This is a genomic window from Streptomyces sp. NPDC018610 (genome assembly GCF_044391765.1).
Classification (GTDB): Bacteria; Actinomycetota; Actinomycetes; order Streptomycetales; family Streptomycetaceae; genus Streptomyces.
Genome location: NZ_JBISAL010000001.1, coordinates 238,320 through 252,801 on the forward strand (window position 1 = coordinate 238,320; position 14,482 = coordinate 252,801).

At 73.8% G+C, this 14,482-nt stretch carries 16 protein-coding genes; 4 read left to right on the forward strand and 12 right to left on the reverse strand.

Features of this window, described 5'->3' with window-relative positions; genetic code table 11:
• Positions 1-100 precede the first annotated feature (100 nt).
• The 8 genes from hisF to hisD are packed head-to-tail and all read right to left on the reverse strand — an operon-like array spanning position 101 to position 5,805.
• Complete coding sequence (hisF, locus tag ACH5A8_RS01075; RefSeq protein ID WP_398996625.1) at positions 101-856, reverse strand: imidazole glycerol phosphate synthase subunit HisF; 756 nt, start codon at positions 854-856, stop codon at positions 101-103.
• Complete coding sequence (locus ACH5A8_RS01080) at positions 853-1,257, reverse strand: RidA family protein (protein WP_398996627.1); 405 nt, start codon at positions 1,255-1,257, stop codon at positions 853-855. The genes hisF and ACH5A8_RS01080 overlap by 4 nt, the downstream gene beginning before the upstream one ends.
• On the reverse strand, positions 1,254-1,982 hold the full coding sequence (gene priA, locus ACH5A8_RS01085) for a bifunctional 1-(5-phosphoribosyl)-5-((5-phosphoribosylamino)methylideneamino)imidazole-4-carboxamide isomerase/phosphoribosylanthranilate isomerase PriA (protein ID WP_398996628.1): 729 nt from the start codon (positions 1,980-1,982) through the stop codon (positions 1,254-1,256). Before priA ends, ACH5A8_RS01080 begins: the two co-directional genes overlap by 4 nt.
• Positions 1,982-2,626 carry an imidazole glycerol phosphate synthase subunit HisH gene (gene hisH, locus ACH5A8_RS01090; protein ID WP_398996629.1) on the reverse strand — a complete coding sequence of 215 codons (645 nt, stop codon included), beginning with the start codon at positions 2,624-2,626 and terminating at the stop codon, positions 1,982-1,984. Before hisH ends, priA begins: the two co-directional genes overlap by 1 nt.
• On the reverse strand, positions 2,623-2,787 hold the full coding sequence (locus ACH5A8_RS01095) for a hypothetical protein (RefSeq protein WP_398996631.1): 165 nt from the start codon (positions 2,785-2,787) through the stop codon (positions 2,623-2,625). The genes hisH and ACH5A8_RS01095 overlap by 4 nt, the downstream gene beginning before the upstream one ends.
• Complete coding sequence (hisB, locus tag ACH5A8_RS01100; protein WP_366766183.1) at positions 2,784-3,377, reverse strand: imidazoleglycerol-phosphate dehydratase HisB; 594 nt, start codon at positions 3,375-3,377, stop codon at positions 2,784-2,786. The genes ACH5A8_RS01095 and hisB overlap by 4 nt, the downstream gene beginning before the upstream one ends.
• On the reverse strand, positions 3,374-4,483 hold the full coding sequence (locus tag ACH5A8_RS01105; protein ID WP_398996633.1) for a histidinol-phosphate transaminase: 1,110 nt from the start codon (positions 4,481-4,483) through the stop codon (positions 3,374-3,376). Before ACH5A8_RS01105 ends, hisB begins: the two co-directional genes overlap by 4 nt.
• Positions 4,480-5,805 (reverse strand): histidinol dehydrogenase, encoded by a 1,326-nt coding sequence (gene hisD, locus ACH5A8_RS01110; RefSeq protein WP_398996635.1) that lies wholly within the window; start codon positions 5,803-5,805, stop codon positions 4,480-4,482. The genes ACH5A8_RS01105 and hisD overlap by 4 nt, the downstream gene beginning before the upstream one ends.
• Before the next feature lie 250 nt (positions 5,806-6,055).
• Between hisD and ACH5A8_RS01115 the strand changes: the two genes are divergently transcribed.
• The 4 genes from ACH5A8_RS01115 to ybaK all read left to right on the forward strand — a co-directional run bounded on the left by ACH5A8_RS01115 (position 6,056) and on the right by ybaK (position 10,252).
• Complete coding sequence (locus ACH5A8_RS01115; protein ID WP_398996637.1) at positions 6,056-7,633, forward strand: oxidoreductase; 1,578 nt, start codon at positions 6,056-6,058, stop codon at positions 7,631-7,633.
• Between the two features lie 243 nt (positions 7,634-7,876).
• Positions 7,877-8,926 carry a hypothetical protein gene (locus ACH5A8_RS01120; protein ID WP_398996639.1) on the forward strand — a complete coding sequence of 350 codons (1,050 nt, stop codon included), beginning with the start codon at positions 7,877-7,879 and terminating at the stop codon, positions 8,924-8,926.
• 11 nt (positions 8,927-8,937) lie between these two features.
• Entirely contained in the window at positions 8,938-9,678 is a 741-nt protein-coding gene (locus ACH5A8_RS01125) for an LON peptidase substrate-binding domain-containing protein (RefSeq protein ID WP_398996641.1), read from the forward strand.
• Between the two features lie 73 nt (positions 9,679-9,751).
• Positions 9,752-10,252: a Cys-tRNA(Pro) deacylase gene (ybaK, locus tag ACH5A8_RS01130; protein WP_398996643.1), complete on the forward strand. Its 501-nt coding sequence runs from the start codon at positions 9,752-9,754 to the stop codon at positions 10,250-10,252.
• Between the two features lie 141 nt (positions 10,253-10,393).
• Here ybaK and ACH5A8_RS01135 read toward each other — a convergent pair whose 3' ends face one another.
• From ACH5A8_RS01135 to ACH5A8_RS01150, 4 genes are all read right to left on the reverse strand, one after another.
• Positions 10,394-11,149, reverse strand: coding sequence for a hypothetical protein (locus ACH5A8_RS01135; protein ID WP_398996645.1), 756 nt, complete (start codon positions 11,147-11,149; stop codon positions 10,394-10,396).
• Between the two features lie 34 nt (positions 11,150-11,183).
• Positions 11,184-12,011: an ABC transporter permease gene (locus ACH5A8_RS01140; protein ID WP_398996647.1), complete on the reverse strand. Its 828-nt coding sequence runs from the start codon at positions 12,009-12,011 to the stop codon at positions 11,184-11,186.
• Positions 12,012-12,061: 50 nt separating this feature from the next.
• Complete coding sequence (locus tag ACH5A8_RS01145) at positions 12,062-13,036, reverse strand: ABC transporter ATP-binding protein (RefSeq protein WP_398998194.1); 975 nt, start codon at positions 13,034-13,036, stop codon at positions 12,062-12,064.
• Positions 13,037-13,187: 151 nt separating this feature from the next.
• A complete protein-coding gene (locus ACH5A8_RS01150; protein ID WP_398996649.1) occupies positions 13,188-14,414 on the reverse strand; it encodes an NYN domain-containing protein in 1,227 nt (408 codons plus the stop codon).
• Positions 14,415-14,482: the final 68 nt, after the last annotated feature.

Here is a 14,482-nt window from a genome sequence, read left to right on the forward strand (position 1 = left end):
GAAAAACTGCGCAATGGATTTTGCGCAATTTTCCTTTCGCATCTGGTCATGAGAAAGCCCCGGCCGTCTCGCGACCGGGGCTCGCTCTCGGCGTCCGGCGTCACCGCACGGGGTGCCCCGCCTCGCGCAGCGTCTCCTTGACCTGGCCGATGCGCAGGTCGCCGAAGTGGAAGACCGAGGCGGCCAGGACCGCGTCCGCGCCCGCCGCGACGGCCGGCGGGAAGTGGCCGAGGCTGCCGGCGCCGCCCGAGGCGATGACCGGGACCGTGACGTGCTTGCGGACGGCGGCGATCATCTCCAGGTCGTAGCCGTCCTTGGTGCCGTCCGCGTCCATGGAGTTGAGCAGGATCTCCCCCGCGCCCAGCTCGGCGGCGCGGTGCGCCCACTCCACCGCGTCGATCCCGGTGCCCTTGCGGCCGCCGTGGGTGGTCACCTCGAAGGAGCCGGACTCGGTGCGGCGGGCGTCGACGGACAGCACCAGTACCTGGCGGCCGAAGCGCTCGGCGATCTCCCGGATCAGGTCGGGGCGGGCGATCGCCGCCGTGTTGACGCCCACCTTGTCGGCGCCCGCCCGCAGCAGCTTGTCCACGTCCTCGGCCGTACGGACGCCGCCGCCCACCGTCAGCGGGATGAACACCTGCTCGGCGGTGCGGCGCACCACGTCGTAGGTCGTCTCCCGGTTGCCCGAGGAGGCGGTGATGTCCAGGAACGTCAGCTCGTCGGCGCCCTCGGCGTCGTACACCTTGGCCATCTCGACGGGGTCGCCCGCGTCGCGCAGGTTCTGGAAGTTGACGCCCTTGACGACCCGGCCGCCGTCCACGTCCAGGCAGGGGATGACTCGGACCGCCAGGGTCATGACTTCTCGGCTCCTCTGAATGCCTCTAGTTCCACTTCGACCAGGATGCGCGGGTCGACGAAGCCCTCCACGACCAGCAGGGTCGAGACGGGGCGCACGGAGCCGAACAGCTCCTTGTGGGCCCGGCCCGCCTCGTCGACGTCGCGGTGATGGGTCAGGTACATCCTGGTCCGCAGGACCGATTCGGGACCGAGCCCGAACTCGGCGATCGCCTCCAGCGCGCTGGTGAAGGCGACCTTCGCCTGCTCGTAGGGGTCGCCCTCACCGTAGAGCACCGTGCCCTTGAAGGACGTGGTGCCGGCGACCAGCACGCGGTCGCCCGCCGCGACGGCGCGCGCGAATCCGAAACTCTCTTCCCAGGGACTTCCGCTCTGCACGCGCCGCACGGCTTCGGATGTCATGACGACACTTCCTCCAGGGCCTCTTCGAGGGTGAACGCCTTCGCGTACAGCGCCTTCCCGACGATGGCGCCCTCGACACCGAGCGGCACGAGGCCGGCGATGGCGCGCAGGTCGGCCAGGGAGGAGACGCCGCCGGAGGCCACCACCGGGCGGTCGGTGGCCGCGCAGACGTTCTTCAGCAGCTCCAGGTTGGGGCCCTGCAGGGTGCCGTCCTTGGCGATGTCGGTGACGACGTAGCGGGCGCAGCCCTCCTTGTCCAGGCGCTCCAGCGTCTCGTAGAGGTCACCGCCGTCGCGGGTCCAGCCGCGGCCGCGCAGCGTGGTGCCGCGCACGTCCAGGCCGACCGCGATCTTGTCGCCGTGCTCGGCGATGACCTCGGCGACCCACTCGGGGGTCTCCAGGGCGGCGGTGCCGAGGTTGACGCGGGTGCAGCCGGTGGCGAGGGCGGCGGCGAGGGTGTCGTCGTCGCGGATGCCGCCGGACAGCTCGACCTTGATGTCCATGGCCCGGGCGACCTCGGCGATCAGGGCGCGGTTGTCGCCGGTGCCGAACGCGGCGTCCAGGTCGACCAGGTGCAGCCACTCGGCGCCGGAGCGCTGCCAGGCGAGGGCCGCCTCCAGCGGGGAGCCGTAGGAGGTCTCGGTCCCGGACTCGCCGTGCACGAGGCGCACGGCCTGGCCGTCGCGGACGTCGACGGCGGGGAGGAGTTCGAGTTTCGAAGCCATCACAGGGTTCCGATCCAGTTGTTCAGCAGCTGCGCTCCGGCGTCGCCGGACTTCTCGGGGTGGAACTGGGTGGCCCACAGGGCGCCGTTCTCCACGGCGGCCACGAAGGGCTTGCCGTGGGTGGCCCAGGTGACCTTGGGGGCGAGCATCGCCGGGTTGTGCGACTCCAGCCGCCAGTCGTGGACGGCGTAGGAGTGCACGAAGTAGAAGCGGGTGTCGGCGTCGAGGCCGGCGAACAGCTCCGAGTCGGCGGGCGCCTCCACGGTGTTCCACCCCATGTGGGGCACCACGTCGGCCTGGAGCGGGGCGACCGTGCCGGGCCACTCGTCCAGGCCCTCGGCCTCCACGCCGTGCTCGATGCCGCGGGCGAAGAGGATCTGCATGCCGACGCAGATGCCCATGACGGGGCGGCCGCCGGAGAGCCGGCGGTCGACGATCCAGTCGCCGCGGGCCTCCTTGAGGCCGCGCATGCAGGCGGCGAACGCGCCGACGCCGGGCACGAGCAGCCCGTCGGCGTTCATCGCCCGGTCGAAGTCACGGGTGATCTCGACCTCGGCGCCGGCACGGGCCAGCGCGCGCTCGGCGGAGCGGACGTTGCCGAAGCCGTAGTCGAAGACGACCACCTTCTTGGGCGACGTGCTCAATTCCACACCTCCAGCCGCATCACGCCCGCCACGAGGCACATCGCCGCGGCGATGGACAGCAGCACGATCAGGCTGCGCGGCATCTGCTGCTTGACGAAGGAGATGATGCCGCCGACCAGGAACAGGCCGACGACGATCAGGATGGTCGACAGGCCGGTCACAGGGCGCCCTTCGTGGAGGGGAGGATGCCGGCCGCGCGCGGGTCGCGCTCGCTGGCGTAGCGCAGCGCCCGGGCGAGCGCCTTGAACTGGCACTCCACGATGTGGTGCGCGTTGCGCCCGTAGGGCACGTGGACGTGCAGGGCGACCTGGGCCTGGGCGACGAAGGACTCCAGGATGTGCCGGGTCATCGTGGTGTCGTACTCGCCGATCATCGGCGCCATCTTCTCGGGCTCGGTGTGCACGAGGTAGGGGCGGCCGGAGAGGTCGACGGTGACCTGGGCGAGGGACTCGTCCAGCGGGACCGTGCAGTTGCCGAAGCGGTAGATGCCCACCTTGTCGCCGAGCGCCTGCTTGAAGGCGGCGCCGAGCGCGAGGGCGGTGTCCTCGATGGTGTGGTGGGAGTCGATGTGCAGGTCGCCGTCGGTCTTGACGGTGAGGTCGAACAGCCCGTGCCGGCCGAGCTGGTCGAGCATGTGGTCGTAGAAGCCGACGCCGGTGGCGATGTCCGTACGGCCGGTGCCGTCGAGGTCGATCTCGACGAGGACCGAGGTCTCCTTGGTGGTGCGCTCCACGCGCCCGACGCGGCTCATGCGTCCAACTCCTTCTTCACGTCTCGTACCGCGTCCAGGAACGCGTCGTTCTCCTCGGGGGTGCCGGCGGACACCCGCAGCCATCCCGGTACGCCGTTGTCCCGGACCAGGACGCCCCGGTCGAGGATCCTCCGCCAGGCCTCGTGGGCGTCGGCGAACCGTCCGAACTGGACGAAGTTCGCGTCGGACTCGACGACGTCGTAGCCGGTCGCGCGCAGTCCGGCGACCAGCCGGTCCCGCTCGGCCTTCAGCCGCTCCACGTACTTCAGCAGCGTGTCGGTGTGCTCCAGGGCGGCCAGGGCGGTCGCCTGGGTGACCGCCGAGAGGTGGTACGGCAGCCGGACCAGCTGGACGGCGTCCACGACCGCGGGGTGCGCGGCGAGGTAGCCCAGGCGCAGGCCGGCGGCGCCGAACGCCTTCGACATGGTGCGGGAGATCACCAGGTGCGGGCGGCCCTCCAGCAGCGGCAGCAGCGAGGCGCCGTGACTGAACTCGATGTAGGCCTCGTCCAGGATCACCATGGACGGTCCGGCCGCCTGGGCCGCCTCGTACAGCGCGAGGACCGTCTCGGGCGGGACCGCGCTGCCGGTGGGGTTGTTGGGGGTGGTGATGAAGACGACGTCCGGCCGGTGCTCGGCGATGGCCTTCTCGGCCGCCGCGAGGTCGATGGTGAAGTCCTCGCTCCGCGGACCGGAGATCCAGCCGGTGCCGGTGCCGCGCGCGATGAGCGCGTGCATCGAGTACGACGGCTCGAAACCGATCGCGGTGCGGCCGGGCCCGCCGAAGGTCTGCAGCAGCTGCTGGATCACCTCGTTGGAGCCGTTGGCCGCCCAGACGTTCTCGACGGCGACCGGGTGGCCGCCGGTGCGCGTCAGGTACGCGGCCAGCTCGGTGCGCAGCTCGACCGCGTCCCGGTCCGGGTAGCGGTTGAGGTCGCGGGCGACCTCGCGCACCCGCTCCGCGATCCGCTCGACGAGCGGTTCGGGCAGCGGGTAGGGGTTCTCGTTGGTGTTCAGCCGTACGGGGACGTCCAGCTGGGGCGCGCCGTAGGGGGACTTGCCGCGCAGCTCGTCCCGTACGGGGAGATCGTCGATGCCGAGGTTCACTTGTCCGCAGGTACCTTCCACCCGAACCGTGCCTTGATCGCCGCGCCGTGCGCGGGCAGGTCCTCCGCCTCGGCCAGCGTCACCACGTGGTGGGCGACCTCGGCGAGGGCGTCGCGCGTGTAGTCCACGATGTGGATGCCGCGCAGGAAGGACTGGACCGACAGGCCGGAGGAGTGGCAGGCGCAGCCGCCGGTCGGCAGGACGTGGTTGGAGCCGGCCGCGTAGTCGCCGAGCGAGACGGGCGCCCAGGGGCCGATGAAGATCGCTCCGGCGTTCTTCACCCGGTCGGCGACGGCGGCGGCGTCGGCGGTGTGGATCTCCAGGTGCTCGGCGCCGTAGGCGTCGACCACGCGCAGGCCCTCCTCCAGGCCGTCGACCAGGACGATCGCGGACTGCCTGCCCGCCAGCGCCGGGCGGATGCGGTCCTCGACGTGCTTGGTGGCCGCGACCTGCGGCTCCAGCTCCTCGGCCACCGCGTCCGCCAGTTCGGCGGAGTCGGTGACGAGGACGGCGGCGGCCAGCGGGTCGTGCTCGGCCTGGCTGATCAGGTCGGAGGCGACGTGCACCGGGTCGGCGGTGGCGTCGGCGAGGACGGCGATCTCGGTCGGGCCGGCCTCGGCGTCGATGCCGATCTTGCCGGTGAAGTAGCGCTTGGCGGCGGCGACCCAGATGTTGCCGGGGCCGGTGACCATGTTCGCGGGCGGGCAGGACTCGGTGCCGTGGGCGAACATCGCCACGGCGGTGGCGCCGCCGGCGGCGTAGACCTCGTCGACGCCGAGGAGGGCGCAGGCGGCGAGGATCGTCGGGTGCGGCAGGCCGCCGAACTCGGCCTGCGGCGGCGAGGCGAGCGCGATGGACTCGACGCCGGCCTCCTGGGCGGGCACGACGTTCATCACGACGGAGGACGGGTAGACCGAGCGGCCGCCCGGCGCGTACAGCCCGACGCGCTCGACGGGCACCCACTTCTCGGTGACCGAGCCGCCGGGCACGACCTGGGTGGTGTGCGTGGTGCGGCGCTGCTCGCGGTGGACCAGGCGGGCCCGGCGAATGGATTCCTCCAGGGCGGCGCGCACGGCGGGGTCCAGCCGCTCCAGGGCGTCCTTGATCGCCTGCTCGGGGACCCGTACCGATTCCAGCCGTACGCCGTCGAACTTCTCGGCGAAGTCGATCAGTGCCGCGTCACCGCGATGATGCACGGCCTCGCAGATCGGACGCACCTTCTCCAGGGCGGCCGCGACGTCGAAGTCGGCTCGGGGCAGCAGGTCACGCAGGGCGGGGCCCTCGGGGAGGGCGTCGCCGCGCAGATCGATTCGGGAGATCACGGTTCCAATTCTCTCAGACCGCGCACGGACGCCGTCCGCCCGTATCAATGGCTGATACAGAACGTCCGCCACTCAGGCACCGTGCGTGCCGGTGGCCGGTACCCGGCCACCGGCTCCACGCGACCCGGTCCGTTCGGAGGGTGATCGGAAGATCTGCTTCACCCATCGCGTTCGAATCGTCACACAACGGGCATGACCGGTTGTACGAACCCACAGAACCCACGAGTAGCCGGGGAAGAAGGGGAGATCCGTGACCGAGGGCACCGGCCGCCGGGCCGGAGACCTGCCGGACGACCTGACCGACGTCGAGGCCGGGATGTGGCAGGCCTTCCGCAACGGCAGCGTGTACGACCTGCGCGACGGGGACGCGGCGGTGGACGATCCGCACGGCGCGAGTTCCTGGGGATCCGAGCGGACGGTACGGGCGCGTGTGGTGTGCTGGCTGCTGCTGGACGGGCCGCCCGCGCTCGCCGGCCGGGTGTCGTCGCTCAAGCTGACCGGCCTGAGGATCGAGGGCCCGCTCGACCTCGCCGGGGGCACGGTGGTGCCGTTCGTGGAGATGAAGGGCTGCCGGTTCGAGGAGGAGGTCCTGCTGCCCGAGGCCCGCTTCACGACGCTGCGGCTGGTGGACTGCTCGGTGCCGCGGCTGGAGGCGGCCCGGGTGCAGACGGAGGGCGACCTGCACCTGCCCCGCTGCCGGTTCCTGCGCGGGGTGCGGCTGACCGACGCGCAGATCGGCACGGACCTGCTGCTCAACCAGGCGGTCGTGCACCGGGACCGGGCCGGCCGGTCGCTGGCCGCCGACGGGCTGACCGTCGGCCAGGACCTCCAGGCGGAGCTGCTGCAGGCGCACGGCGAGGTGAGTCTGCGCAGCGCGAAGATCGGCGTCTCGCTGAGCCTGCGCGGCGCGAAGCTCGCCAGCCCGTGCACGCCGTTCGCGCTGAACGCGCCCCAGCTGACCGTCGAGCGCACCCTGTACCTGACCCCGGCCGGGCTCGGCAGCCCGCTGGTGAGCGGGGTGACCCCCGCGCGCGGGACCCGGATCCAGCACTTCGAGTGCCAGGGCGGGGTGCGGCTGGACGACGGGCGGTTCGGCGACGCGGTCGACCTGGAGCGGGCCCGGTTCGTCTTCACCGACGAGCAGGGGCTGAGCCTGCGCCGGGTGCAGACGCCCGAGCTGCGCTTCCTCGGGGAGCGGCCCGGGCGCGGCAAGGTGCTGCTGTCCGGCGCGAAGATCGAGACCCTCGTCGACCGCGCGGACAGCTGGCCCGGCCCCGGTCAGCTGCACACGGGCGGCTTCACCTACGAGAACCTGGTGCCGCGGGGGCCGTTCCCGCTGGCCGAGCGCCTGCGGTGGGTGGCGGCGGCGACCGCCGAGTTCAATCCGGAGCCGTACGAGCGGCTGGCCTCGGTGCTGAAGGAGTCCGGCGAGGACGAGGACGCCCGCGAGGTGCTGCTCGCCAAGCACCGCCGCCGCCGCGAGACGCTGCCGCCGGCGTCCAAGCTGTGGGGGTACCTCCAGGACTGGACGGTGGCCTACGGGTACCGGCCCGGCCGGGCGGCGGTGTGGATGGCGGTGCTGTGGGCGGCCGGCTCGCTCGCCTTCGCGCACGCCGGGCATCCGCCGGCCGCCTCCGGCGAGCACCCGCACTGGAACCCCGCCCTGTACGCCCTCGACCTGCTGCTGCCGGTCGTCGACTTCGGGCAGGCCAGCCAGTGGCAGCTGAGCGGCGGCTGGCAGTGGCTCGCGGCGGCGCTGGTCCTGCTGGGCTGGACGCTGGCCACGACGGTGGCGGCGGGCGCGACCAGGCTGCTGCGGCGGAGCTGACGCGCTCGTGCGCGGGGCCCGTCGCGCCCGTCGCCGGTCCCGGCGCGGATCCGCAGACAGATTTTCGTACGAATGTGGGACACCCGTTCGAGTCGGCGCGCTGCGACGAGGCCCTGACCTGCGACCGAACCGCGGGCGAAACATAGTTGAACGCTCACCTTTTACTGGACCTTGACCGCCGGACGTACAACTTTCACCGGCTTGCCCTCAGCCTCTGGCGCGCCTGCCACCTGCGGACTTTCAATGGTCGACACCATGGCTCTGCTGCCCCCGTTCATCCGCCCCACCCGGATGACAAGAAGCGTCCGGCGCCCCGCCGCCGTACTCGCCGCCGACGGACTGCCCGCCGACGACGAGGTGCTCCTCGACGTCCCCGACGACCGCCTCGGACCGGCGCTGGTCGCCGCCGCGGCGGGCGCGTACGGCCCCGCCGCCGTCCTGCTCGCCACCACCCGGCAACAGGCCGAGTGGGAGGACCGCGACCGCTACGCGGGACGGCTGGCCGCCTTCGCCCGCTCGCGTCCCGACTGGCTGCGCGACTGGCGCGCCGCCGCCCCGCACGACCCGGACGCGCTGCTGGTCGCCGCCCAGCTCGCCGTCGACCGCGCCTGGCCCTCGCCGGCCCGGGCCGAGCTGCTGCGCGAGGTCAGCCCGCTGATCACCGCCGCCGCGCGCGCCGACGACCGGGACCCGGTGCCGTGGCGCGTCGCGCTGGACCACGCGCGCGGCAGCCGCGCCGGGCACACCTACTTCGGCGAACTGTGGGAGGCGGCGGTGCGCCGCGCCCCGCACCACTACGGCTGCCACGTGGCCGCCCTGCGCTACCTGGCCTCCTCCTGGCACGGCTCGCACCGCGAGTGCTTCGACTTCGCGGACCTCGCCGCCCTGGACGCCCCCGCCGACGCCCTGGTGCAGGCGCTGCCGCTGCGGGCCGCCTTCACCTGGCTGACCGACGGCGGCGGGCCCGGAGTGGAGCGGGCCCGGCTGGACGCCGCGGCGGACCGGGCGATCGCGCTGTCGGCCCGGCTCCCCGCGGACCGGCCCTGGCCGGCGGCGGAGATGCGCAACCTGCTGACGTACGTGCTGATCCGGCTCGGCCGCCGGGAGGACGCGCTCGCGCAGTTCCGGCTCGTCGGCCCGTACGCCACCTCCTTCCCGTGGGACCGGGTCTGCGACGACGGGCTGGGCCTGTTCCTCGCGTCGCGCGCCGAACTCCGCTCGTCGGCGCCCGGGCAGCCCTCCGGCACCCCCGAAAACGGGCGCGGCCGACGCGCCCGCGCCCGGGGCCATTAGGCTTCTGGGCCGTGACCACCGTCCGGCTCCCCCTGTTCCCGCTGAACTCCGTGCTGTTCCCGGGGCTGGTGCTCCCGTTGAACGTCTTCGAGGAGCGCTACCGCGCCATGATGCGCGCCCTGATGAAGACGCCGGAGGACGAACCGCGCCGGTTCGCCGTCGTGGCGATCCGTGACGGCCACGAGGTGGCCCCGAGCGCTCCGGGCATGCCCGACGCGACGGCGCCGGCCGACAGCGGCCCGGCCGCCGGATTCGGCCCGGACCCCGCCCGGGCCTTCCACGGCGTGGGCTGTGTGGCGGACGCGGCGACCGTGCGCGAGCGGGCCGACGGCACCTTCGAGGTGCTGGCGACCGGCACGACCCGGGTGCGGCTGCTGTCGGTGGACGCCTCGGGCCCGTTCCTGACGGCGGAGCTGGAGGAGGTCCCGGAGGAGCCCGGCGACGAGGCGGGCGCGCTCGCCGAGGGTGTGCTGCGGTCCTTCCGGCAGTACCAGAAGCGGCTGGCGGGCGCGCGGGAGCGGTCGCTGGCCACGGGCGCGGAGCTGCCCGACGAACCGAACGTGGTCTCGTACCTGGTGGCGGCCGCCATGGTGCTGGACACGCCGACCAAGCAGCGGCTGCTCCAGGCGCCCGACACCGCCTCGCGGCTGCGGGACGAGCTGAGGCTGCTGCGCGCGGAGACGGCGATCATCCGCAACCTGCCGTCGCTGCCGTCGCCCGACCTGACGCGCGCTCCGACGAGCCTGAACTGACGAGCCGCGACCGGGGAGCCCGCGACCGGCGAGCTCCCTTCGACGCACGCACACCGAGGGAAGTCCGCCGGAGATGGCGAAGAAGGCGAAGAAGCAGCAGTCCGGGGGGACGCCCGCGACGGTGGCCCTGACCGCGGCGGGCGTGGACCACACCGTCCACTCCTACGACCACGACCCCTCCCACCCGTCCTACGGCGAGGAGGCGGCCGAGGCGATGGGCGTCTCTCCGGAGCGGGTGTTCAAGACGCTGGTCGCGGACGTCGACGGCGCGCTGACCGTGGCCGTGGTCCCGGTCGCCGGCTCACTGGACCTGAAGGCGCTGGCGTCGGCGGTGGGCGGCAAGCGCGCCGCGATGGCCGACCCGGCGCTCGCCGAGCGCACCACGGGCTACGTACGCGGCGGCATCTCCCCGCTCGGGCAGCGCAAGCGGCTCCCCACGGTCCTGGACGTCTCGGCCACCGCCCACGCCACGATCTGCGTCTCGGCGGGCCGTCGGGGGCTGGAGGTGGAGCTCTCGCCGCAGGATCTGGCGAAGCTGACGGACGCGGTCCTGGCCCCGATCGGCCGCGGCTGACCGGGCCGCCGGGCCGCCGCCCGCCTCCGGGACCCGGGGCTCCCCGGCCCGAGGATCACAGCGCCTGCCGCGGGCATCGGCCGCCGGGAGGCGGAAGACCGCCGGGCCCCGGCCGGAAGGGCCGGCCAGAGGCGGGAGGGGCTACTTCGCCGAGCCGCTGTCGTAGGCGTAGGGGTCGGGGTCGCGGGGGCCGAAGAGGGCCGTGAGGCCCAGGTGGACGACCAGCGCCGCCAGCGGCCACGCCAGCAGCGCCCCCTTGGCGCCCAGCTTCATCGGGGCCGAGAACGTCACGCCCTTGCCCACCGCCTTGGCGTGCGCGATGACGTCGTGATCGGGGCCGAGCCACAGCCCGAGCCGCCACGCCAGCAGCGACCCGAGCAGGCCGCCCACGCAGAGCGCCGCCACCAGCGGCACACCGCCGCGCCGGCGCACCAGGAAGACGACCGCCGCGCTCAGCGCGCCGAGGGCCAGCGCCAGCAGCGTGAACGTTCCGTCCACGCCGACGGCCTGCTCCCCCTCGGAGTCCTTGAGGTAGACCACCCAGCTGTTGTCCGTCACATCGCCGACCAGCGGCACCCGGGGCGCCAGCCACAGCCACAGCAGCCCCAGCAGCACTCCGCCGAGCGCCACGGCCACCGTGATCACGGCCGCTTCCCGGACTTCGGTCTTCATGCCGGGACCGTCCTGTCCGTACAGGGAGCCCGTCGCCCCGGCGTCGCCGGCCGCCGGCGCCTGCCAGGCCTGCCCGTGCGCCGCCTGCGCGCCCTGTGCGCCCTGTGCGCCCTCGGCCGTCCCCTCCGGCCCCGGCTGCTGCGGGGGCTGTGCGGACTCGCCGGACGGGGAGGTGTGGGAAGGCCGCCCGTGCGGCGGCGGAGGTGGAGTCAACGGAGAGGTCACCCTGCCATCGTGCCAGTCGGGTCCGAGGGCCGCGTCACCGGACGGCCGCCCGGCGGTAGGCCCAGGTCGCCACGGCCAGCGAGACCACGCCGACCCCGGCGCACACGGCCATGTCGAGGGCCACGTACGCCCAGTCCGGGCGGTCCGCGAAGGTGCGCGCGTACGCCTCCACGCCGTACGTCGACGGCAGCAGGTCTCGGGCCAGCCGTACGATCCCCGGCATCCGGTCGGGCGGCAGCACCCCCAGCAGCAGCGCCGCCGACATCCCCAGCTGCCCCAGCAGCGTCGCCAGTTCCGGACGCGGGGCGAGCAGTCCGCAGGCGGCGCCGAGTCCGGAGAGCGCGGCGCCGGCGAGCGGGATCACCGCCACCAGCACCCACAGGTTGCCCAGCGGCAGACCGAACAGCACGCATCCGAAGACGGCGGTGACGAGCGTGCCCGGCACCGTGAAGGACGCGTAGGCCGCCGCCGCGCCCAGCACCACGGCCGCGGGCGGCACGGGAAGGGTCGCGTAGTGGTCGAGGCCGCCGCTGAAGCGCAGCTGGCCGAAGTACTGGGAGAGCAGGTTGAGGGCGACGTAGGCGACGACGACGATGGACGCGCCGGCCACCACGTAGTGGGCCTCGCCGCCGCCGCTGACCACGCCCCGCATCATGACCATGATGCCGACGGACTGGAAGGTCGCCACGAACAGCAGCGGGATCCGCGCGACCCGCGCGCGGGACAGCTGGGCCCGGTACACGGCCGCCAGCGACGGCCACAGCCGCGCCCGCGGCCCGAGCTCGGCCGCCGCGGTCCGCCCGGCGCCGGCGGCCGGCCCGGCCACCGCGGGGGCCGGCACGTCGGCGGGTACGACACTCACGTCGAACTGCTCCTCTTCCCCGCGTCCCACGTGACGCAGTCCGGCACCCCTCACGCCTTCACCAGCCCTTGCCGGGCGGCGCCGCCCAGCGCCAGGTACACGTCCTCCAGGCTGGGCGTGGCGAGGGTGAAGTCGTCCAGGGCGGTGAAGGCGGCCCCGCCGGTGACCGTCGCGACGGCCGCGCGGGCCTCCTCGGGCGCCAGGCGCAGCGTCCAGCGGCGCCCGGACTCCGCGGCGCGCTCGCGCAGCGCGGCGACCTCGGGCACCTCCAGCGGCGCCCGCTCCCGCCACACCAGCTCGACCCGCACCTCGCCGGAGACCCGCTCCTTGAGGCCGGCCGGGGTGTCGCAGGCGATGACCCGTCCCCCGTCGAGGACGGCGACCCGGTCGAGGACGGTCTCGGCCTCGATGACGTTGTGGGTGACCAGCAGGACGGTCGTGCCGCGTTCGGCGCGCCGCCGGTCGACGGCGGCCCACACCGCCCGCCGGGCCACCGGGTCCATGCCGGTGGTGGGCTCGTCCAGCACCAGCAGCGGCCGCTCGCCGACCAGTGCGGCGGCGAAGCAGGCGAGGCGGCGCTGTCCGCCGGACAGCTTCTTCAGCGCGCGCCCGGCGATCGCCGTGAGGCCCAGCTCCTCCAGGACGGCGTCCCGCTCGGCCCGCGCCCGCGCGGCGTCCAGGCCGCGCAGCCGCCCGGTGGTCTCGGCGGCCAGCGAGACGGTCAGCTCGTCGAGCGCGCCGGACTCCTGGCCGAGGTAGGCGAGGAGGCGCGCGGCGCGCTCCGGGTGGGCCACGATGTCGTGGCCGAGGATCTCGACGGTGCCGCGGTCGGGGCGCATCAGCCCGGTGAGCTGCCGTACGAGGGTGGACTTGCCGGCGCCGTTCGGACCGAGCAGTCCGAAGATCTCACCGCGCCGGACGTCGAGCGCGACGTCGTCGGTGGCGAGCACCTCGGGCGTGCCGGGCGCGCCCCGCCGGCCGCGGGCGGGGGGATAGGTCTTGGTCAGTCCGCGCACCGCGCACACGACGTCGTCTCCGGGCCGAAGTGCCTGTGCCACGCGCGTACTCACAAAGGACGAGAGTACGGGGTCCGTGCGCTTTACTCGTCCTTGGGGCGTCCTCTCCCGGTTCTTCCCCGGTCCGCGCGGTCGGCCGTGCGGCGCCCCGTACGGCCCCTCAGTCGCCCACCGGGGCGTGTTCGACGCCGGTGCGCACGCCGATCTCGCGCCAGAAGCCGGCCCGGATGGCGTAGCGGTCGTGCTCGTCGATCTGGTCGTCCTTGTGGGCGAGGAGGCCGAAGCGGGCGGCGTAGCGCAGCAGCTCGCCGTCGATGCGGTGCGGGACCCTCGGGTACATCGACGACAGCTTCTCCAGGTGGATGCGGTCACCGAGCCGCTCCACCCAGCGCCGGGCGAAGACCTGCCCGACCTCGTACGGGTCGCCGCCGACCGTCGTGATGTCCTCCTCCCGGTCGGCCCACCGCTGCTCGGCCGTGGTCAGCTGCGCGAGGGTGGGCATGGCGGAGGCCTCGGCGGGCTCGGCGACCGCGCCGGGGCGGTCGACCCAGCCCCGGTCGGAGGACCAGCGCAGGGTGGCCGTGGGCGGGTGCGGCGGGGCGGGCGGCTGGGCGCCGGGGGCGCGCAGCGCGGCGAGGTCCTTGGGCGTGGGCACGCCCTTGGCGGTCGGCATCCGGTCCACGGAACCGTCCCGTGAGCCGGCCGTGTCGGCCGGGTGCGGCCGTTCGCCGGCGGGGCGCTCCCCGGCGCCGGACAGGGACGACTCGGGCAGCGGCGCGGAGAGGATCGCCGCGATCTCGGGGCGGGGCGCCGGCGGCGGCGCGCAGATGCCGCCGTACTCCTTGGGGCGGACCGCCTTGGTGATCCAGGTGCGGTCCAGGACGCGGCGCTCGTCGGCCTCGGCGACCAGGTCCTCGGACTGGTTGTAGTCGCCGTCGGCGGCCTGCACGGCCCACAGGTGGACGGCGACGCCGTGCTCCTTGGCGGCCATCATGCCGGGCAGCAGGTCGCCGTCGCCGGTGACGAGGACGACGTCGGAACAGGCGCGGTTGCGGGCGAGTTCGGTCAGTTCGGCGTGCATGGCGGCGTCCACGCCCTTCTGGGCCCAGCGGCCGTCGCTGCGGGTGAGCGCGCCGAGCCGGACGGTGACCCGGGGCATCACCCGGAGTCTGCGGTGCTCGGGTTGCGGCACGCGGTCCGGGGCGCCGTCGAACCAGTAGATGCGCAGCAGTGGTCGCCCGGTGTCGGATTCGGCCTGTTCGCGCAGTTGCTGCACGAGCGCGCTGTGGTCGACGGTGATCCGGGAACGCGACGGCTCTCCGGCGAGGAGGCTGGCGGCGGCCCCCAGCAGGTACCCGGCGTCCACCAGGACGATGCAGCGGTCCACGCGATCCACCCTCTTTCCGGGAGGTTGTTTCGGGTTTTGTTGCTTCGGGTTTCGCTTCGGGCTTGTTT

Coding starts and splice junctions, on each gene's coding strand:
- ACH5A8_RS01120 (WP_398996639.1), top strand. CDS start 7,877: ATGGTCGACACCATGGCTCTGCTGCCCCCGTTCATCCGCCCCACCCGG.
- ACH5A8_RS01080 (WP_398996627.1), bottom strand. CDS start 1,257: ATGACATCCGAAGCCGTGCGGCGCGTGCAGAGCGGAAGTCCCTGGGAA.
- hisF (WP_398996625.1), bottom strand. CDS start 856: ATGACCCTGGCGGTCCGAGTCATCCCCTGCCTGGACGTGGACGGCGGC.
- priA (WP_398996628.1), bottom strand. CDS start 1,982: ATGGCTTCGAAACTCGAACTCCTCCCCGCCGTCGACGTCCGCGACGGC.
- ybaK (WP_398996643.1), top strand. CDS start 9,752: ATGGCGAAGAAGGCGAAGAAGCAGCAGTCCGGGGGGACGCCCGCGACG.
- hisB (WP_366766183.1), bottom strand. CDS start 3,377: ATGAGCCGCGTCGGGCGCGTGGAGCGCACCACCAAGGAGACCTCGGTC.